Annotated in this window: 31 protein-coding genes; 30 read left to right on the top strand and 1 reads right to left on the bottom strand. The window is 41.1% G+C overall.

Translation table 11 applies throughout. The features are described from left to right. Positions 1–147 precede the first annotated feature (147 nt). A complete protein-coding gene (locus H5975_RS09240; protein ID WP_204784555.1) occupies positions 148–831 on the bottom strand; it encodes a prepilin peptidase in 684 nt (227 codons plus the stop codon). 250 nt (positions 832–1081) lie between these two features. Between H5975_RS09240 and rpsL the strand changes: the two genes are divergently transcribed. From rpsL to rpsK, 30 genes are all read left to right on the top strand, one after another. Beyond that, complete coding sequence (gene rpsL, locus H5975_RS01325; protein ID WP_178660072.1) at positions 1082–1495, top strand: 30S ribosomal protein S12; 414 nt, start codon at positions 1082–1084, stop codon at positions 1493–1495. Positions 1496–1518: 23 nt separating this feature from the next. Next, positions 1519–1989, top strand: a complete 471-nt coding sequence (gene rpsG, locus H5975_RS01320) for a 30S ribosomal protein S7 (RefSeq protein WP_178660070.1) — start codon at positions 1519–1521, stop codon at positions 1987–1989. A 104-nt stretch (positions 1990–2093) separates the two neighbouring features. After that, complete coding sequence (gene fusA / locus H5975_RS01315; RefSeq protein WP_204784554.1) at positions 2094–4181, top strand: elongation factor G; 2088 nt, start codon at positions 2094–2096, stop codon at positions 4179–4181. 311 nt (positions 4182–4492) lie between these two features. Next, on the top strand, positions 4493–4801 hold the full coding sequence (gene rpsJ, locus H5975_RS01310) for a 30S ribosomal protein S10 (protein ID WP_006916612.1): 309 nt from the start codon (positions 4493–4495) through the stop codon (positions 4799–4801). A gap of 57 nt (positions 4802–4858) precedes the next feature. Further along, complete coding sequence (gene rplC / locus H5975_RS01305) at positions 4859–5521, top strand: 50S ribosomal protein L3 (RefSeq protein ID WP_178660066.1); 663 nt, start codon at positions 4859–4861, stop codon at positions 5519–5521. Positions 5522–5539: 18 nt separating this feature from the next. Then, on the top strand, positions 5540–6163 hold the full coding sequence (rplD, locus tag H5975_RS01300) for a 50S ribosomal protein L4 (protein WP_204784553.1): 624 nt from the start codon (positions 5540–5542) through the stop codon (positions 6161–6163). Beyond that, positions 6163–6456 (top strand): 50S ribosomal protein L23, encoded by a 294-nt coding sequence (gene rplW, locus H5975_RS01295; protein ID WP_204784552.1) that lies wholly within the window; start codon positions 6163–6165, stop codon positions 6454–6456. The genes rplD and rplW overlap by 1 nt, the downstream gene beginning before the upstream one ends. 26 nt (positions 6457–6482) lie before the next feature. Next, on the top strand, positions 6483–7328 hold the full coding sequence (gene rplB / locus H5975_RS01290) for a 50S ribosomal protein L2 (RefSeq protein WP_178660061.1): 846 nt from the start codon (positions 6483–6485) through the stop codon (positions 7326–7328). 36 nt (positions 7329–7364) lie between these two features. Continuing rightward, the gene (gene rpsS / locus H5975_RS01285; RefSeq protein ID WP_204784551.1) at positions 7365–7646 is read left to right on the top strand and encodes a 30S ribosomal protein S19; all 282 of its coding nucleotides are present in this window, start codon (positions 7365–7367) and stop codon (positions 7644–7646) included. Positions 7647–7664: 18 nt separating this feature from the next. Then, positions 7665–8012 (top strand): 50S ribosomal protein L22, encoded by a 348-nt coding sequence (gene rplV / locus H5975_RS01280; protein ID WP_204784550.1) that lies wholly within the window; start codon positions 7665–7667, stop codon positions 8010–8012. Positions 8013–8024: 12 nt separating this feature from the next. Next, positions 8025–8684 (top strand): 30S ribosomal protein S3, encoded by a 660-nt coding sequence (gene rpsC / locus H5975_RS01275; protein ID WP_178660057.1) that lies wholly within the window; start codon positions 8025–8027, stop codon positions 8682–8684. Positions 8685–8687: 3 nt separating this feature from the next. Next, positions 8688–9122 carry a 50S ribosomal protein L16 gene (rplP, locus tag H5975_RS01270; protein ID WP_178660055.1) on the top strand — a complete coding sequence of 145 codons (435 nt, stop codon included), beginning with the start codon at positions 8688–8690 and terminating at the stop codon, positions 9120–9122. Next, positions 9112–9318 carry a 50S ribosomal protein L29 gene (rpmC, locus tag H5975_RS01265; protein ID WP_006916622.1) on the top strand — a complete coding sequence of 69 codons (207 nt, stop codon included), beginning with the start codon at positions 9112–9114 and terminating at the stop codon, positions 9316–9318. The genes rplP and rpmC overlap by 11 nt, the downstream gene beginning before the upstream one ends. Positions 9319–9343: 25 nt before the next feature. After that, the gene (gene rpsQ, locus H5975_RS01260) at positions 9344–9610 is read left to right on the top strand and encodes a 30S ribosomal protein S17 (RefSeq protein ID WP_178660053.1); all 267 of its coding nucleotides are present in this window, start codon (positions 9344–9346) and stop codon (positions 9608–9610) included. Positions 9611–9680: 70 nt separating this feature from the next. Further along, positions 9681–10049, top strand: a complete 369-nt coding sequence (rplN, locus tag H5975_RS01255; RefSeq protein ID WP_006916624.1) for a 50S ribosomal protein L14 — start codon at positions 9681–9683, stop codon at positions 10047–10049. A 31-nt stretch (positions 10050–10080) separates the two neighbouring features. Continuing rightward, entirely contained in the window at positions 10081–10389 is a 309-nt protein-coding gene (gene rplX, locus H5975_RS01250; RefSeq protein WP_204784549.1) for a 50S ribosomal protein L24, read from the top strand. Positions 10390–10418: 29 nt separating this feature from the next. Beyond that, complete coding sequence (gene rplE / locus H5975_RS01245; protein WP_178660047.1) at positions 10419–10961, top strand: 50S ribosomal protein L5; 543 nt, start codon at positions 10419–10421, stop codon at positions 10959–10961. Between the two features lie 18 nt (positions 10962–10979). After that, positions 10980–11165, top strand: a complete 186-nt coding sequence (locus tag H5975_RS01240; protein WP_006916627.1) for a type Z 30S ribosomal protein S14 — start codon at positions 10980–10982, stop codon at positions 11163–11165. Positions 11166–11194: 29 nt separating this feature from the next. Continuing rightward, positions 11195–11593 carry a 30S ribosomal protein S8 gene (rpsH, locus tag H5975_RS01235; RefSeq protein WP_204784548.1) on the top strand — a complete coding sequence of 133 codons (399 nt, stop codon included), beginning with the start codon at positions 11195–11197 and terminating at the stop codon, positions 11591–11593. A 27-nt stretch (positions 11594–11620) separates the two neighbouring features. After that, positions 11621–12157, top strand: coding sequence for a 50S ribosomal protein L6 (rplF, locus tag H5975_RS01230; protein ID WP_178660043.1), 537 nt, complete (start codon positions 11621–11623; stop codon positions 12155–12157). 48 nt (positions 12158–12205) lie between these two features. Beyond that, positions 12206–12571 carry a 50S ribosomal protein L18 gene (gene rplR, locus H5975_RS01225; RefSeq protein ID WP_304134610.1) on the top strand — a complete coding sequence of 122 codons (366 nt, stop codon included), beginning with the start codon at positions 12206–12208 and terminating at the stop codon, positions 12569–12571. A gap of 22 nt (positions 12572–12593) precedes the next feature. Continuing rightward, positions 12594–13103 (top strand): 30S ribosomal protein S5, encoded by a 510-nt coding sequence (gene rpsE, locus H5975_RS01220; protein WP_178660039.1) that lies wholly within the window; start codon positions 12594–12596, stop codon positions 13101–13103. Positions 13104–13118: 15 nt separating this feature from the next. Beyond that, the gene (rpmD, locus tag H5975_RS01215; RefSeq protein ID WP_178660037.1) at positions 13119–13301 is read left to right on the top strand and encodes a 50S ribosomal protein L30; all 183 of its coding nucleotides are present in this window, start codon (positions 13119–13121) and stop codon (positions 13299–13301) included. Positions 13302–13332: 31 nt separating this feature from the next. Then, on the top strand, positions 13333–13767 hold the full coding sequence (rplO, locus tag H5975_RS01210) for a 50S ribosomal protein L15 (RefSeq protein ID WP_204784546.1): 435 nt from the start codon (positions 13333–13335) through the stop codon (positions 13765–13767). Further along, positions 13767–15065, top strand: a complete 1299-nt coding sequence (gene secY / locus H5975_RS01205; protein ID WP_204784545.1) for a preprotein translocase subunit SecY — start codon at positions 13767–13769, stop codon at positions 15063–15065. The genes rplO and secY overlap by 1 nt, the downstream gene beginning before the upstream one ends. 16 nt (positions 15066–15081) lie before the next feature. Continuing rightward, complete coding sequence (locus tag H5975_RS01200; protein WP_204784544.1) at positions 15082–15738, top strand: adenylate kinase; 657 nt, start codon at positions 15082–15084, stop codon at positions 15736–15738. Between the two features lie 134 nt (positions 15739–15872). Then, positions 15873–16091, top strand: a complete 219-nt coding sequence (infA, locus tag H5975_RS01195) for a translation initiation factor IF-1 (protein WP_006916636.1) — start codon at positions 15873–15875, stop codon at positions 16089–16091. 31 nt (positions 16092–16122) lie between these two features. Next, positions 16123–16239 carry a 50S ribosomal protein L36 gene (rpmJ, locus tag H5975_RS01190; RefSeq protein WP_006916637.1) on the top strand — a complete coding sequence of 39 codons (117 nt, stop codon included), beginning with the start codon at positions 16123–16125 and terminating at the stop codon, positions 16237–16239. Between the two features lie 26 nt (positions 16240–16265). Beyond that, on the top strand, positions 16266–16631 hold the full coding sequence (gene rpsM / locus H5975_RS01185) for a 30S ribosomal protein S13 (RefSeq protein ID WP_178660029.1): 366 nt from the start codon (positions 16266–16268) through the stop codon (positions 16629–16631). Positions 16632–16655: 24 nt separating this feature from the next. Then, on the top strand, positions 16656–17042 hold the full coding sequence (gene rpsK, locus H5975_RS01180) for a 30S ribosomal protein S11 (protein WP_204784543.1): 387 nt from the start codon (positions 16656–16658) through the stop codon (positions 17040–17042). Positions 17043–17074: the final 32 nt, after the last annotated feature.

Here is a 17074-nt window from a genome sequence, read left to right as displayed (position 1 = left end):
AGGGCAATTACCGTGTGTGTATTTTTTGGGGTAATTGTCCTTTTTTATTGTCATCATATACAAAAACGGCACTGATGAAAACTCATCAGTACCGAATAGTGTAGAACCGTTTAACCGAGCGTTAGGTCTTTTTTTAATTAATCTATTTTAAAACCAGATAAAAGAACTGTGTTCCTGCAAAATTAGGCTGATAGCCAACCCCCATGATAGAAATGGGATAAAAGGGAGGGTGCGTTGTTTCAATAAGTAGGCATACACTAACCCAAGTAAACAGGCGATAGCAACGGCGCGCATACAGATAGTCGGACCAATTAATAAGGTTGTAATGACTATAAAATCGATATCGCCATTGCCAATTGAATCAACAAAATAACCAAGGCATAAAATAATTACCCATATAAAAGTAATCATGTTAAAAGAAGGGACGATCGCTAACCAATGCAAAGGAACTAAGCCGACAAATAGTAGACAGCTAACTCTCTGGTCAAACCAGTCTTGTACACAGAGAGCCAGTAAGCAACAATCAATAACTAAGAACAATAAATAATCTGTGAGGTTACATAAGGGAATTAACATCCAGATTAACCCGTTGATAAACTCAAAAATTGTCCATATGGGATTGATTTTGTTGTGACAGATTTTACAATTACCACCTTGAATTAAGAAACCTAGAATAGGCACTAATAAGAGAATCTTAATTTTTTGTTCACAATAGTCACAAATTGAACGTGAGGACGAATAATTGGGATGACATTGCGTTAAGTATCGCCAACTCATTGTTGTAATAAAAGAGGACCAACATGCACCCCAAATAAAGAGTAGAAATTTCAAAAAATCACCTCACTATCTATAGACGGCAAATGACAAAAAAATTAAGAAAAAAGAGATTCGTTTAAAGAAGCATTTGACATTGGATCCACGTCATGTTAAATTATTCAAGGTGCTTTCATTAGCAGCGAGTGTGTCTGTCGACGGACAGACTGACGTCCGCGATAGCACAAATTAAATAACATCCATTTTTTTATACTTCAAAAAGAACCACCTGGATGTGTGGACTTAAATTTAAGAAAGGGGATTAATTATGCCTACAATTAATCAACTGGTTCGTAAGGGCCGTAAGAGTCATAAGGACAAGTCAAAATCACCTGCCCTTGGCTTTGTTTACAACAGTTTTAAGAAGGAAGAAGTTAAGACTCCATCTCCACAAAAGCGTGGGGTTGCAACCCGTGTTGGTACTATGACACCTAAGAAGCCTAACTCAGCTTTACGTAAGTATGCCCGTGTACGTCTTTCTAACTTAATCGAAGTTACTGCTTACATTCCTGGTATTGGTCATAACCTTCAAGAACACTCAGTTGTTCTTATTCGTGGTGGCCGTGTTAAGGACTTGCCTGGGGTTCGTTACCATGTTATCCGTGGTACGCTTGATACTGCCGGTGTTGAAGGACGTCGTCAAAGCCGTTCTAAGTACGGTACTAAAAAGCCTAAGGACTAATCAACAGAGGGAGGAAATAAGAAATGCCTCGTAAAGGACATATTGTAAAACCAGAAGTATTACCAGATCCAATTTACAACTCAAAGCTGGTAACAAGCATGATTAACCACTTGATGTTAGATGGTAAGCGGGGAACTGCTTCAAAGATCTTATATCAAGCATTTAACTCAATTAAGGACCAAACTGGTAACGATCCAGTAGAAGTGTTTGAACAAGCAATTGAAAATGTTCAACCTGCACTTGAAGTTAAGGCTCGTCGTATTGGTGGTTCTAACTACCAAGTTCCAATCGAAGTTCGTCCAGATCGTCAACGGACTTTAGCACTTCGTTGGTTAACTCAATACGCACGTCTTCGTGGTGAACACACAATGGTTGAACGTTTGGCTGCAGAAATTATTGATGCTTCTAACAACACTGGTGCTTCCATCAAGAAGAAGGAAGATACATTGCGGATGGCCGAAGCTAACCGGGCATTTGCTCACTATCGTTGGTAATAAACTGAAACTGGTTGCCTAGCTAGTTTCGATAAGGGCGACGCAACTAATACATCACGTCACCCTTTTTTTAAAGAAAGATTTGAAGGGAGATAAATAAAAAGATGGCTAACAAACGTGAATATCCACTTGCCAAGACCCGTAACATTGGTATCATGGCCCACATTGATGCCGGTAAAACCACTGCTACTGAACGGATCCTTTACTACACTGGTAAAATTCACAAAATTGGTGAAACACATGATGGTGCTTCTCAAATGGACTGGATGGATGAAGAAAAGGAACGTGGTATCACTATCACTTCCGCCGCTACTACTGCGGTATGGAAAGATCACCGAATCAACATCATCGATACCCCAGGACACGTTGACTTTACTGTCGAAGTTGAACGTGCACTTCGTGTTCTTGATGGTGCGGTAACGGTGCTCGATGCCCAAGCCGGTGTTGAACCACAAACTGAAACTGTTTGGCGTCAAGCTGACGATTTCGATGTTCCACGGATCGTTTTCGCAAACAAGATGGATAAAATGGGTGCCAACTTTGATTACTCAGTTCAAACTATCAAGGATCGTTTGAATGTAACCCCATTGCCTATCCAAATGCCAATTGGTGCTGAAGATGACTTTGCTGGTGTTGTTGACCTAGTTAAGATGGTTGCCTACGTTTATGATGAAGATAAGTTAGGTACTAACTGGGATACTGTTGACATTCCAGCTGACATGAAGGATGAAGCTGAAAAGCGTCATGATCAAATGCTTGAAACATTAGCTGATGTTGACGACAACATCATGGAAAAGTACCTTGATGGTGCTGAAATTTCCGTTGATGAGATTAAAGCAGCTATTCGTAAGGCTACATTAGCAGAAGAATTATTCCCAGTATTAGCTGGTTCAGCATATAAGGATAAGGGTATCCAAATGATGCTAGATGCAGTTATTGACTACTTACCATCTCCACTTGATGTTAAGCCATTTGTTGCTCATGATGCAGATGGTAACGAAGTTGAATTAACTGCTGGTGATGACAAGCCATTCGCTGCCTTGGCATTTAAGATTGCTACTGACCCATTCGTTGGTCGTTTAACATTCTTACGTGTCTACACTGGTTCACTTCAATCTGGTTCTTATGTTTTAAACGCAACTAAGGACAAGCGTGAACGGATTGGTCGTTTGCTTCAAATGCACTCTAACCAACAACACGAAATTCCAGAAGTATTCTCTGGTGATATTGCAGCGGCTATTGGTTTAAAGAACACTACAACTGGTGATTCCTTAACTGATCCTGATCACCCATTACAACTTGAATCCATGGACTTCCCAGAACCAGTTATTCAAGTTTCTGTTGAACCTAAGTCCAAGGCTGACCAAGACAAGATGGACAAGGGTCTGCAAAAGCTTGCTGAAGAAGACCCAACCTTCAAGACTGAAACTAACCCTGAAACTGGTGAAACTCTGATTGCCGGAATGGGTGAACTTCACTTGGACATCATTGTTGAACGTCTTCGTCGTGAATTCCATGCTGAAGTTACTGTTGGTAAGCCACAAGTTTCCTACCGTGAAGCATTTACTAAACAAGCAAGTGCACAAGGTAAGTTCGTACGTCAATCTGGTGGTAAAGGTCAATATGGTGATGTTTGGATTGAATTTACACCACTTGACGAAGGTAAAGGCTTCGAATTTGAAGATGCCATTGTCGGTGGGGTTGTTCCTCGTGAATACATTCCAGCCGTTGAACAAGGTTTGAAGGAAGCTATGGAAAACGGTGTTCTTGCCGGATATCCATTAGTTGACATGCATGCTAAGCTGTACGATGGTAGTTACCACGAAGTCGACTCTTCTGAAGCTGCATTTAAGGTTGCTGCATCATTAGCACTTAAGAACGCTGCTAAGAAGGCTGACCCAGTTATCCTTGAACCAATCATGAAGGTTGATATTGTTACTCCAGAAGACAACCTTGGTGATGTTATGGGACATGTTACTGCTCGTCGTGGTTCAATCGATGGAATGGAAGAACGTGGTAATGCTCAATTAGTACACGCCTTTGTTCCATTATCAGAAATGTTTGGTTATGCAACTACCTTGCGTTCAGCTACTCAAGGTCGTGGTACATTCACAATGACATTTGACCACTACTCAGCTGTTCCAAAGTCAGTTCAAGAAGACATCATTGCTAAAAATGGTGGCAACAACTAATCTGATAAAATAAGATTAAAAGTCTGCATTTGATGCAGGCTTTTTTATTTGGCTAAAAAATAATTCTGTAACCAATTTTTAACATAAAAATTCAAATTAATTGTTATAAACCCTTGCGACTCCGCCAATTCTCTAGTATTATGGTTAAGTGCTTGAATTTATAGAGGGTATAACTATGCCCCTGGGTATTGATTCAAGATCACAAGCGTTGAAGTGGAAGGTTGCGACACACCCGGCCGCTTTGCCACAGGATGTGGCGGTAATTTCCATGGAGCTAGTCAAATTTTAAATCTGACGAAGGAGGGAACATAATGGCAAAACAAAAGATTCGTATTCGTTTAAAGGCTTACGAACACCAAGTCTTAGATCAATCTGCAGATAAGATTGTTGAAACAGCTAAGCGCACAGGTGCTCAAATTTCAGGTCCTATTCCGTTACCAACTGAACGGACTTTGTACACGGTGCTTCGTTCACCACACAAGTTCAAGAAGTCACGGGAACAATTCGAAATGCGTACCCACAAGCGTTTGATTGACATCGTTGATCCTACGCCAAAGACAGTTGACTCATTAATGAAGCTCGACTTGCCAAGTGGTGTTGACATTGAAATTAAGCTTTAATTTAAACTTATAAATAACAAGCTATTATAAAAATCAAAATAAATTGGAGGTGTACTCATGACCAAAGGAATCTTAGGTAAAAAGGTCGGCATGACTCAAGTTTTTACTGATAACGGTGAATTAGTACCAGTTACTGTAATCGATGTAACTCCTAACGTTGTTATGCAAGTTAAGACCGTTGAAAATGACGGTTACAATGCTATTCAACTTGGCTTCGATGACAAGCGTGAAATCTTGAGCAACAAGGCTGAACAAGGTCATGCAGCAAAAGCAAAGACGGCTCCTAAGCGCTTCATCGGTGAAATCCGCGACGCTGAATTAGGAGACGACATCAAAGTTGGAGACGAAGTTAAAGCGGATATTTTCGCTGAAGGTGAAACAGTTGATGTAACTGGTATCACCAAGGGTCATGGTTACCAAGGTAACATCCATAAGGATGGTCAATCTCGTGGTCCTATGGCACACGGTTCTCGTTATCACCGTCGTCCAGGTTCTCTGGGTGCCATCATCAACCACGTCTTCAAGGGTAAGAAACTCCCTGGCCGTATGGGTGGTAATACTCGGACTATGCAACACCTACAAGTTGTTAAGGTTGATACCGAAAACAACGTATTACTCATTAAGGGTAATGTTCCAGGTGCAAACAAGTCTTATGTAACTATTCAAAACTCAGTTAAGGCTAACACTAAGAAGAGCCTTAGCAAACAACACAACAATTAAGAAAGGAGGAAGTAAATTATGACTAGCGTTGCATTATTCAAGCAAGATGGTAGCCAAAACGGTACTATCGATTTAAACGATGCAATCTTCGGTGTTGAAGCTAACGAAAATGCTGAATACGAAGCTATTATTCGTCAACGTGCTTCACTTCGCCAAGGTACACACGCAGTTAAGAACCGTTCCGCAGTTAGCGGTGGTGGTAAGAAGCCATGGCGTCAAAAGGGAACTGGTCGTGCTCGTCAAGGTTCAATTCGTTCACCACAATTCCGTGGCGGTGGTATTGTATTTGGCCCAACCCCTCGTTCATACAATTACCGTCTTCCACGAAAGGTTCGTCAACTTGCTATTAAGTCTGCTCTTTCTCAAAAGGTTGCAGATGACAAGTTCGTTGTAGTTGACTCCATTAACTTTGATGCACCAAAGACAAAGGAATTTGCTGGTGTATTAGATAACTTAAAGGTCAACGAAAAAGTGTTGATCGTTGTAACTGACGATGACAAGAATGCTGAATTATCAGCTCGCAACTTAGCAAACGTTAATGTTGTTACTCCATCTGGTGTAAACATCTTAAACGTTGTTGATGCTCAAAAGATCGTCATTACGAAGTCAGCTCTTTCTCAAGTAGAGGAGGTGCTCGCATAATGGAAGCACGCGATATTATTTTACGTCCTGTAATTACAGAAGCATCAACTGCTGCTATGGACAACAAACGTTATACATTTGATGTTGATTTACGAGCAACTAAGACTCAAGTTAAAAATGCTGTTGAAGAAATTTTTGATGTTAAAGTTGTTAAAGTTAACATTATGAATGTTAAGGGTAAGCAAAAGCGTCAAGGTCGTTACGTTGGCTACACTAAACGTCGTCGTAAGGCAATCGTACAGCTTTCTGCTGACTCAAAAGAAATTAAGTTGTTTGACGAAAACAACGACTAAATTCGAAAAGTTAGGAGGAAAGAATAGTGGGAATTCGCAAATACAAAGGTACCACTAACGGTCGCCGTAACATGAACGGTTTTGACTTCGCTAACATTACGAAGACAACTCCGGAAAAATCATTATTGGCACCTTTAAAGCATACCGCTGGTCGTAACAGCCAAGGTAAAATGACTGTTCGTCACCGTGGCGGTGGTAACAAGCGTCAATACCGTATCATTGACTTTAAGCGTATCAAGGATGATGTTCCAGCTACTGTTAAAGCCATTGAATATGATCCAAACCGTACTGCTAACATTGCATTGTTAGTTTACGCTGACGGTACAAAGTCATACATCTTAGCACCAAAGGGGCTTGAAGTAGGTATGACTGTTCAATCTGGTCCAGAAGCTGATATCAAGGTTGGTAATGCTCTTCCATTAAAGAACATTCCAGTTGGTACTGTTATTCACAACATTGAATTAAAGCCAGGTAAGGGTGGTCAATTAACCCGTTCTGCTGGTACTTCAGCACAATTACTTGGTAAGGAAGAAAAGTACGTCTTAGTTCGTCTTTCTTCAGGTGAAGTTCGGATGGTTCTTGCAGCCTGCCGTGCTACTATTGGTTCAATTGGTAACGAAGAACGTGCACTCTTGATTAAGGGTAAAGCTGGTCGTAACCGTTACGCCGGTCGTCGTCCACATGTTCGTGGTTCTGTTATGAACCCTAATGATCACCCACATGGTGGTGGTGAAGGTAAGCAACCAGTTGGTCTTCCATCTCCACTTTCTCCATGGGGTAAGAAGACTGTTGGTAAGAAGACTCGTTCACACAAGGCTCGTTCCAACAAGTTTATCGTTCGTGGTCGCAAGCGTGGACCACACACTCGTTAATTGAAATAATAGTAATACCTGAGAGGAGGTACAAATATGGCTCGTAGTTTGAAAAAGGGACCTTTTGCAGATGCTTCTCTGCTTAAAAAGGTTGAAGCACAAGCCGATAACGAAAAGAAGACTGTTATCAAGACTTGGTCACGTCGTTCTACCATTTTCCCAAGCTTCATTGGTTACACCTTTGCAGTTTATGATGGTCGTAAGCATGTGCCAGTTTACGTGCAAGAAGATATGGTAGGTCACAAGCTTGGTGAATTCGTACCAACACGGACTTTCCATGGTCACGCATCTGATGACAAGAAGACAAAAGCTAAGTAGTAAGGAGGGACTTGAATAATGGCTGAAAACATTACTTCAGCTAAGGCAACCGCTAAGATGGTTCGTGTATCATCTCGGAAGGTTCGTCTTGTTTTAGACACTATCCGTAACAAGAGCGTTGCTGAAGCATTTGCTATTCTGAAGTTCACTCCAAATGGTGCTGCTTCAGATGTTGAAAAAGTTTTGAAATCTGCTGTTGCAAACGCTGAAAACAATTTTGACCTTGATCGTGCTTCATTAGTTGTATCAGAAGCTTTTGCTAACGAAGGACCAACCCTTAAGCGGTTCCGTCCACGTGCTAAAGGTTCTGCTTCACCAATTAATAAGCGGACTAGTCACATTACAGTGGTTGTTACAGAAAAATAGGAGGAATGAATAGTGGGTCAAAAGATTAATCCTAATGGTTTCCGTGTTGGGGTCATTCGTCCATGGAGTGCCAAATGGTACGCAGATAAGAAGCACTATGCTGAATATCTAAACGAAGACCTTCGGATCCGTAAATACATCGAAAAGCGACTTGCTGATGCCTCTGTCTCAACCATCGAAATTGAACGTGCTGCTAACCGCGTCAACGTTTCAATTCATACCGCTCGACCAGGAATGGTTATTGGTAAAGGTGGTTCAGAAGTTGAAGCACTTCGTCTTGAATTAAACAAATTAACTGGCAAGCGTGTCCACATCAACGTTGTAGAAATTAAAAAGCCTGATTTGGATGCACACTTAGTTGGTGAAAATGTCGCACAACAACTTGAAAACCGGATTGCTTTCCGTCGTGCAATGCGTGGCGCTATGCAACGTGCAATGCGTGCTGGTGCTAAGGGAATTAAAATCCAAGTTGCTGGTCGTTTGAATGGTGCTGATATGTCACGAGTTGAATCATACTCTGATGGTACTGTTCCATTACATACACTTCGTGCAGATATTGATTATTCATGGGATGAAGCTCGTACCACTTACGGTGCTTTAGGTATTAAGACCTGGATTTACCGTGGTGAAGTGCTCCCCGAAAAGAAGAATGACTCAAAAGGAGGGAAGTAAAACATGCTAGTACCAAAGCGAGTTAAGCACCGTAAGGTTCAACGTGGTCACCTTCGTGGTGAAGCCAAGGGTGGTAAGACTGTTGCTTTCGGTGAATTTGGTTTGCAAGCATTAGATTCACATTGGATCTCAAACCGTCAAATCGAAGCCGGTCGTATTGCAATTACCCGTTACATGAAGCGTGGTGGTAAGGTATGGATTAAGATCTTCCCACACCTCTCATACACTAGCAAAGGTGTTGGTGTCCGGATGGGTAATGGTAAAGGTGCTCCTGAAGGATGGGTTGCACCAGTTAAGCGCGGTAAGGTATTATTCGAAGTTGCAGGTGTTTCTGAAGAAGTTGCACGTGAAGCTTTACGCCTTGCCGGTACTAAGATGCCAGTTCGCACTAAGATTATCAAACGTGAGGAAGTAGGTGGACAATCTCATGAAGAGTAAAGATTTTGTAAAAGAACTGAATGGATTAACCACTGATCAATTGCTTAGCCGTGAAAAGGAATTGAAGGAACAATTGTTTAACTTACGTTTCCAATTAGCAACCGGCCAGTTGGAAAACACTGCAAGCCTTAAGAACGTTCGCAAGGACATTGCACGGGTTAAGACAGTTCTTCGCCAACAAGAATTAAACAAATAAAGAATACGAAAAGGAGGATTAGCGCATGAGTGACGAACGTAATGCACGTAAGGTGTACCAAGGCCACGTTGTTTCAGATAAGATGGACAAGACTATTGTAGTATCTGTTGACACTTACAAGAGTGCCCCAATTTATGGCAAGCGTGTTAAATACTCAAAGAAGTTCTATGCCCACGATGAAAACAACGAAGCTCACATGGGTGACACTGTTCAAATCATGGAAACTCGGCCGCTTTCTGCTAAGAAGCGTTTCCGGCTGGTTAAGGTTGTCAAGAAGGCCGTTATTCTTTAATGCCTTTGTCAACAATCCAAAGAAATTCGTATTCTAAATTCTTACAAAAGATGGAAGGAGGACATTAACCGTGATTCAACAAGAAAGTCGGTTGAAGGTCGCTGATAACTCTGGTGCCCGTGAAATCTTGGTTATCAAGATTTTAGGTGGTTCCCGTGTTAAGACCGGTAATATTGGTGATATTATTGTTGCTACTGTAAAACAAGCAACACCAGGTGGCGTTGTCAAAAAGGGTGACGTTGTTAAGGCTGTTGTGGTACGGACTAAGCATGGTCTGCACCGTAAGGATGGTTCATACATCAAGTTTGATGAAAACGCCGCTGTTTTGATCAACAACGACAAGAGCCCTAAGGGTACCCGTATTTTTGGCCCAATCGCTCGTGAGTTACGTGATGACGACTTCATGAAGATCGTTTCACTGGCCCCAGAAGTTCTTTAAGATTACCAAAAATAAGGAGGTGCACTACCACATGTTTTTAAAGACAGGTGACAAAGTTCGCGTCATTACCGGTAAGGACAAGGGTAAGGAAGGTACAATCAAGAAGACCCTTGCCAAGGAAAACCGTGTAATCGTTGAAGGTATTAATAAGATTAAGAAACACCAGAAGCCAAGCAATTCTAACCCTAATGGTGGTATTGTAGACGCTGAGGCTCCAATCCAAGCATCAAATGTTATGCTCATGGACCCATCAACTAACGAACCAACCCGTGTTGGTTTTAAGGTTGTTGATGGCAAGAAGGTACGGATTGCCAAGAAGTCTGGTAAGCAAATCGACTAATCACTGTGGAAAGGAGGAACAAAATTCTCATGGAAAACCGTTTAAAGGCTAAGTACGAAAAAGAAATTCGTCCATCATTAATTGAAAAGTTTAACTACTCTTCAGTAATGGCTGCTCCAAAGATTGACAAGATTGTTTTGAACATGGGTGTTGGTGACGCAACTCAAAACTCCAAGAACCTTGACGAAGCTGTTGAAGAATTAGGTTTAATTTCTGGTCAAAAGCCAGTTATTACTAAGGCTAAGAAGTCAATCGCCGGCTTCCGTTTACGTGAAGGTATGAAAATTGGTGCCAAAGTAACCTTACGTGGTGAACGTATGTATGATTTCTTGGACAAGTTGGTAAATGTTTCATTACCTCGTGTTCGTGACTTCCATGGTGTATCAAACAAGTCATTTGATGGTCGTGGTAACTACACATTAGGTGTACGTGAACAACTAATTTTCCCAGAAATTAACTATGATAATGTTAAGCGTGTTCGTGGTTTAGACATTGTAATTGTCACTACCGCAAATACTGATGAAGAATCACATGAATTATTGGCTCAATTAGGAATGCCATTCGCTAAGTAAAAGGGAGGTTTCACAAAAGTGGCTAAAAAATCAATGATCGCTAAGTGCAAGCGTCCAGCTAAGTTCTCTTCACGTGAATACACACGTTGTGAACGTTGTGGCCGTCCGCACTCAGTTTACCGTAAATTCCACCTATGCCGGCTTTGCTTACGCGACCTTGCCCATGAAGGTAAAATCCCTGGCATGAAGAAGGCTAGTTGGTAAACAATTCGACAAAAGGAGGAAAAACATCGATGTCTATGAGTGATCCAATTGCAGATTTCTTAACTCGTATTCGTAACGCTAACATGGCGCACCACGAAACAGTTGAAGCACCTGCATCAAAGATGAAGAAGGACATTGCTGAAATCTTAAAGCAAGAAGGTTTCGTACGCGATGTTGAATATGTAGATGATAACAAGCAAGGCATCATCCGTGTATTCTTAAAGTATGGTCAAGATGGCGAACAAGTTATTTCCGGTTTAAAGCGGATTTCCAAGCCTGGTTTACGGACATACGTTAAGGCTGATGATGTACCAAAGGTTCTGAATGGTTTAGGTATTGCTATTATCTCAACATCAAATGGTGTTGTTACAGATAAAGTTGCTAGAGCCAAGAAGGTCGGCGGCGAAGTTATTGCTTACGTTTGGTAGAAAGAATAGTCGATAGGAGGTGTATTTATGAGTCGTATTGGTTACAAGGAAATTGACTTGCCAAAGGGCGTCGAAGTTTCACAAGAAGGTAACGTCGTAACTGTTAAGGGCCCTAAGGGTACTTTAACTCGTGAAATTTCTCCACTTATTACGATGACTGTTGATGGTAACGTCGTAAAATTCGACCGTTCCGGTGATGATAACCGTAACCGTTCTTTACACGGTACTACCCGTGCAAATGTTAACAACATGGTTGAAGGTGTAGTTAATGGTTACTCCAAGACCTTGAAGTTAGTCGGTGTTGGTTACCGTGCACAAATGAAGGGCAAGACCTTGGTATTAACTGTTGGTTACTCAAACCCAGTTGAAGTTGAAGTACCAGAAGGCCTTGAAGCTAAAGTTCCTAACAACACTACTATTGAAATTAGTGGTATTGATAAAGAACGTCTTGGTGAATTTGCTGCTTATGTACGTTCAGTTCGTTCACCAGAACCTTACAAGGGTAAGGGTATTCGTTACGAAAACGAACATATCATCCGTAAGGAAGGTAAGACTGGTAAGTAAAAAATACTTATTAGCAAGTTAAAATAAAAATCGAAAAGAAATATAGAGGTGACAGTTGTGATTTCAAAACCAGATAAGAACAAAATCCGTCAACGCCGTCATAAGCGTGTTCGCGGTAAGATCTCTGGTACTGCAGAGCGCCCACGTTTAAGTGTTTACCGTTCTAACAAAAACATTTACGCTCAAGTAATTGATGACGTAAAGGGTGTGACGCTCGCAAGTGCCTCAACTTTAGACAGTGAAGTTAACGGCAAAACTAAGTCAGAAAAGGCTGCCGGTGTTGGTGCATTAGTTGCCAAGCGGGCAAATGAAAAGAACATTACTAACGTCGTATTTGATCGTGGTGGATATCTTTACCATGGACGTGTTCAAGCCTTGGCTGAAGCTGCACGTGAAAACGGACTGCAATTCTAATAAGAAGGAGGAATAACCTGTAATGGCTAAATCAACATATATTGACCCAGCTAAGCTCGATCTTGATGATCAAGTTGTTGCCATCAACCGGATTACCAAGGTTGTTAAGGGTGGTCGTCGTATGCGTTTTGCTGCCCTAGTTGTTGTTGGCGATCGTAATGGCCATGTTGGCTTTGGTACTGGTAAGGCTCAAGAAGTTCCAGAAGCTATTCGTAAGGCATCAGCTGCTGCTCAAAAGAACTTGATTGAAGTTCCTATCGTTGGTACTACCATCCCACACGAAGTTATCGGTACTTTTGGTGGTGGTAAGATCATGCTTAAGCCAGCTGTTGAAGGTTCTGGAGTTGCTGCTGGTGGTGCCGTACGTAACGTTATGGAACTTGCTGGTGTTGGCGACGTTACTTCAAAGCGTTTAGGCTCAAACACACCTATCAATGTTGTTCGTGCTACATTTGAAGGCTTGAAGTCATTGAAGAGTGCTGATGAAGTTGCCAAGCTTCGTGGTGTCTCAACAGACCACCTTGCTGAATAATAGGAGGACAAAATAATGGCTAAAGTTAAAGTTACTTTAATCCGGAGTGCTGCCCACCGTCAACCAACTCAACGTCGGACAGTTAAGGCCTTGGGCCTCGGTAAGTTACACAGCTCCGTTATCCTCCCAGATAACGCTGCTACTCGTGGAGCAATTTTCAAGGTTGCTCACTTAGTTTCTGTTGAAGAAGTTAAGTAATCAAAAATAATCATAAGGAGGTGCCAACCTAATGAAATTAAATGAATTAAATCCTTCTGAAGGTTCTCGTTTCAAGCGTCTTCGTAAGGGACGGGGATTGTCATCCGGTCACGGTTTCACTTCTGGCCGTGGTACCAAGGGTCAAAAGGCTCACGGAAAGACTCGTCTTGGTTTTGAAGGGGGCCAAATGCCTTTATACCGGCAAAAGCCAAAGCGTGGATTTACCAGCATGAATCATAAGGACTATGCATTAGTAAACTTAGCTGCACTTAACAAATTTGATGATGGTGCAGAAGTTACTCCTGATGCTTTAGTAGAAGCTGGCGTTATCAAGAACACTAACAACGGTGTTAAGATTCTTGGCAGTGGTAAGTTAGCTAAGAAGTTAACTGTTAAAGCTAACAAGTTCTCTGCTTCAGCTGTTAGCGCAATTGAAGCTGCTGGTGGTAAGACTGAGGTGATTTAATGTTCACAACCGTCAAAAATGCATTCAAGGTTAAGGAGATTAGAAGTAAAATCTTTTTCACCTTGTTTGTATTGATTGTTTATCGGTTAGGTGCATCCATCACTGTTCCAGGAGTTAACGCTTCGGCGTTAGCTCAGATATCATCAACTGGATTAGCTTCCATACTGAACACGTTCAGTGGTGGTGGCTTAGAAAATTATTCCTTATTTGCGATGGGTGTATCACCATACATCACCGCACAAATTGTGGTTCAATTACTTCAAATGGATATTGTGCCTAAATTTGTTGAATGGAGTAAACAAGGTGAAGTTGGTCGGAGAAAGCTTAACCAAGCTACACGATGGTTAACCATTGTGCTTGGTTTTATCCAATCAATCGGAATTACGGCCGGATTTAACGCCTTGAGCACTATTAAATTGGTGAACAATCCGGGAGTGACAACATACTTGACAATTGGTCTGATTTTAACGGCAGGAACAATGTTTGCTACCTGGTTAGGTGATATGATCACTGAACGGGGATTAGGAAACGGTGTTTCAATGTTAATTTTTGCCGGGATAATTGCACAATTTCCAAAGGGATTGCATCAATTATGGGATGACCAAATTGTTGGTGAATCCGGGACTGCACTATGGCAAGGTATTGGGTTCATTGTGGTCGTTGCAATTTGTTTATTGATCATCGTTAGATTTGTAACATGGGTTCAACAGGCTGAAAGACGATTGCCAATTCAATATACAAGGCGGACAACAACTTCTCCTAAAAGTAGTTATCTACCATTAAAGATTAATGTTTCTGGTGTTATTCCGGTTATTTTTGCTGGATCGTTTATATCGACGCCACAAACCATTTTAATGGCTTTCCAAAGAACTCATGGTGGAGATACTTGGTATCAAGTTATGACTAATATTTTTAATATGCAGTCAGGACCAGGTATTACTTTGTATACGTTATTAATTGTTATCTTTACTTTCTTCTATGCTTTTGTTCAAGTTAACCCTGAGAAATTAGCGGAAAACTTGCAAAAACAAGGTAGTTACATTTCTGGTGTTTGGCCAGGCAAAGGTACTCAAACCTACGTGTCTGGTTTATTGATGAGACTGTCAACTGTGGGTGCACTTTTCTTAGGTGTTATTTCATTAATTCCATTGCTGGCAAGTAACATTTGGAATCTAAGCCAATCAATTGGTTTAGGTGGTACTAGTTTGCTAATTGTTGTTCAAATTGCATTAGATGTCGATCGACAATTAAACGGTTTAACAATGAAACGTGAATACATTGGATTTATTCATGAATAATTAGGAGGAAATTGCAATGAGTATGAACCTCGTTCTAATGGGTTTGCCAGGTGCCGGTAAAGGTACCCAAGCACAAAAGATTGTTAAAGACTTCGATATCCCTCATATTTCAACTGGTGATATTTTCCGAGCAGCTATGAAAAATGGCACGCCAATGGGAATTGAAGCAAAGAAGTACATTGATAAAGGGGAATTGGTTCCTGATGAAGTAACTAACGGCATCGTTAAGGAACGATTAGCTCAAGATGATACCAAAAATGGATTCATGCTTGATGGATTTCCTCGTAATCTTGCTCAAGCTAATGCATTAAATGAAATGCTTGCCGAAGATGGTCGTAAATTGGATGCGGTTGTTAATATTCATGTTGAACCAAGCGTATTAGTAGATCGTCTTTCTGGTCGTTTTATTTGTAAAAATTGTGGAGCCACTTACCACAAGCTTTACAATCAACCAAAAGTTGAAGGAACTTGTGATGTTTGTGGACATCATGAATTTTTCCAACGTGATGATGATAAACCAGCTACTGTAAAGAATCGTTTGGATGTTAACATTAAGTTGAACACTCCATTGGTTGATTTTTATGAAAAGCAGGGAGTGCTTCACCAAATTAATGGTGAACAAGATATTGATAAAGTTTATCAAGATGTAAAGGCAGTATTAGAAAGTCTTTAGTGAAATGCTTTTAATATCTTGCACTCAGTAGCGGTCTATGCTAAACTATGCAAGGTTTATCTAGCTCGTAGTGGGTAGCAATAATGCACCCACCTTTTTACGTAATTTTGAGTCCGGCAAGGAGGAACCATTCAGTGGCAAAAGCTGATGTAATCGAAGTTGAAGGTAAAGTTACTGAAACTTTGCCTAATGCAATGTTTAAAGTTCAACTGGAAAACGGTGTTGAAATTTTAGCTCATGTTTCTGGTAAGATCCGTATGCACTATATTAAGATTTTACCTGGAGATCGGGTTAAAGTGGAGATGTCCCCTTATGATCTGACTAAGGGTCGGATTACTTTCCGGTTTAAATAAGTCTTAGTCTACACTAGAGGAGGATTTTATAATGAAAGTACGACCATCAGTTAAAAAGATGTGTGATAACTGCAAGATCGTTAAGCGTCGTGGTCGGGTTATGGTTATTTGCTCTAACCCTAAGCACAAGCAACGTCAAGGTAAGTAATTTATTAAAGAAACGGAGGTGTAATAATGGCTCGTATTGCTGGTGTCGATTTACCTCGTGATAAGCGAATCGTAATCGGCTTAACATACATTTATGGGATTGGTAACTCAACTGCTCAAAAGATTTTGGCTGATGCAGGTGTTTCTGAAGATGTACGTGTTCGTGATTTAACTCCAGATCAAGAAGAAAAAATTCGTGCACAAGTAGAAAACATCAAAGTTGAAGGTGATCTTCGTCGTGAAGTATCCTTGAACATCAAGCGTCTACAAGAAATTGGTTCTTACCGTGGAATGCGTCATCGTCGTGGTTTACCTGTTCGTGGTCAACACACTAAGAACAATGCACGTACTCGTAAGGGTAAGGCAGTTGCAATTGCTAACAAGAAGAAATAATTAGAAAAGGAGGTTTGTTAATCTATGGTAGTCAAGAAATCGCGTAAGCGTCGTGCGAAAAAGAATGTTGAAACTGGTGTTGCACATATTCACTCAACATTTAACAACACTTTGATTATGATTACTGACGTACAAGGTAACGCAGTTGCCTGGTCGTCAGCTGGTGTCTTAGGCTTTAAAGGAAGTCGTAAGTCTACTCCATTTGCTGCTCAAATGGCTTCAGAAGCTGCTGCTAAGCAAGCAATGGAACATGGCATGAAGACCGTTGAAGTTGAAGTTAAGGGTCCAGGTTCTGGTCGTGAATCAGCTATCCGTGCTCTTCAAGCAACTGGTCTTGAAGTTACAGCTATTCGAGATGTAACTCCTGTACCACATAACGGTTCTCGTCCTCCAAAGCGTCGTCGTGTTTAATGAGAGCATCAACGGCGATGTTTCAGTCAGCC

This window comes from Limosilactobacillus coleohominis (assembly GCF_016901675.1).
Classification (GTDB): domain Bacteria; phylum Bacillota; class Bacilli; order Lactobacillales; family Lactobacillaceae; genus Limosilactobacillus; species Limosilactobacillus intestinavium.
The sequence above is the reverse complement of the archived record's forward strand: the minus strand, read 5'-3'. Positions and strand labels throughout refer to the sequence as shown.

Excerpts from the sequence above, each read along its gene's own strand:
- rplO (WP_204784546.1), top strand. The coding sequence starts at position 13,333 with ATGAAATTAAATGAATTAAATCCTTCTGAAGGTTCTCGTTTCAAGCGT.
- rpsM (WP_178660029.1), top strand. The coding sequence starts at position 16,266 with ATGGCTCGTATTGCTGGTGTCGATTTACCTCGTGATAAGCGAATCGTA.
- rplV (WP_204784550.1), top strand. The coding sequence starts at position 7,665 with ATGGCTGAAAACATTACTTCAGCTAAGGCAACCGCTAAGATGGTTCGT.
- H5975_RS01200 (WP_204784544.1), top strand. The coding sequence starts at position 15,082 with ATGAGTATGAACCTCGTTCTAATGGGTTTGCCAGGTGCCGGTAAAGGT.
- rplC (WP_178660066.1), top strand. The coding sequence starts at position 4,859 with ATGACCAAAGGAATCTTAGGTAAAAAGGTCGGCATGACTCAAGTTTTT.
- rpsJ (WP_006916612.1), top strand. The coding sequence starts at position 4,493 with ATGGCAAAACAAAAGATTCGTATTCGTTTAAAGGCTTACGAACACCAA.
- rplW (WP_204784552.1), top strand. The coding sequence starts at position 6,163 with ATGGAAGCACGCGATATTATTTTACGTCCTGTAATTACAGAAGCATCA.
- rplF (WP_178660043.1), top strand. The coding sequence starts at position 11,621 with ATGAGTCGTATTGGTTACAAGGAAATTGACTTGCCAAAGGGCGTCGAA.
- rpsH (WP_204784548.1), top strand. The coding sequence starts at position 11,195 with ATGTCTATGAGTGATCCAATTGCAGATTTCTTAACTCGTATTCGTAAC.
- rplE (WP_178660047.1), top strand. The coding sequence starts at position 10,419 with ATGGAAAACCGTTTAAAGGCTAAGTACGAAAAAGAAATTCGTCCATCA.
- secY (WP_204784545.1), top strand. The coding sequence starts at position 13,767 with ATGTTCACAACCGTCAAAAATGCATTCAAGGTTAAGGAGATTAGAAGT.
- rpsQ (WP_178660053.1), top strand. The coding sequence starts at position 9,344 with ATGAGTGACGAACGTAATGCACGTAAGGTGTACCAAGGCCACGTTGTT.
- rpmC (WP_006916622.1), top strand. The coding sequence starts at position 9,112 with ATGAAGAGTAAAGATTTTGTAAAAGAACTGAATGGATTAACCACTGAT.
- rpmJ (WP_006916637.1), top strand. The coding sequence starts at position 16,123 with ATGAAAGTACGACCATCAGTTAAAAAGATGTGTGATAACTGCAAGATC.
- rpsS (WP_204784551.1), top strand. The coding sequence starts at position 7,365 with ATGGCTCGTAGTTTGAAAAAGGGACCTTTTGCAGATGCTTCTCTGCTT.
- rplD (WP_204784553.1), top strand. The coding sequence starts at position 5,540 with ATGACTAGCGTTGCATTATTCAAGCAAGATGGTAGCCAAAACGGTACT.
- rpsG (WP_178660070.1), top strand. The coding sequence starts at position 1,519 with ATGCCTCGTAAAGGACATATTGTAAAACCAGAAGTATTACCAGATCCA.
- fusA (WP_204784554.1), top strand. The coding sequence starts at position 2,094 with ATGGCTAACAAACGTGAATATCCACTTGCCAAGACCCGTAACATTGGT.
- rpsE (WP_178660039.1), top strand. The coding sequence starts at position 12,594 with ATGGCTAAATCAACATATATTGACCCAGCTAAGCTCGATCTTGATGAT.
- rpmD (WP_178660037.1), top strand. The coding sequence starts at position 13,119 with ATGGCTAAAGTTAAAGTTACTTTAATCCGGAGTGCTGCCCACCGTCAA.
- rplP (WP_178660055.1), top strand. The coding sequence starts at position 8,688 with ATGCTAGTACCAAAGCGAGTTAAGCACCGTAAGGTTCAACGTGGTCAC.
- rplX (WP_204784549.1), top strand. The coding sequence starts at position 10,081 with ATGTTTTTAAAGACAGGTGACAAAGTTCGCGTCATTACCGGTAAGGAC.
- rpsL (WP_178660072.1), top strand. The coding sequence starts at position 1,082 with ATGCCTACAATTAATCAACTGGTTCGTAAGGGCCGTAAGAGTCATAAG.
- rpsK (WP_204784543.1), top strand. The coding sequence starts at position 16,656 with ATGGTAGTCAAGAAATCGCGTAAGCGTCGTGCGAAAAAGAATGTTGAA.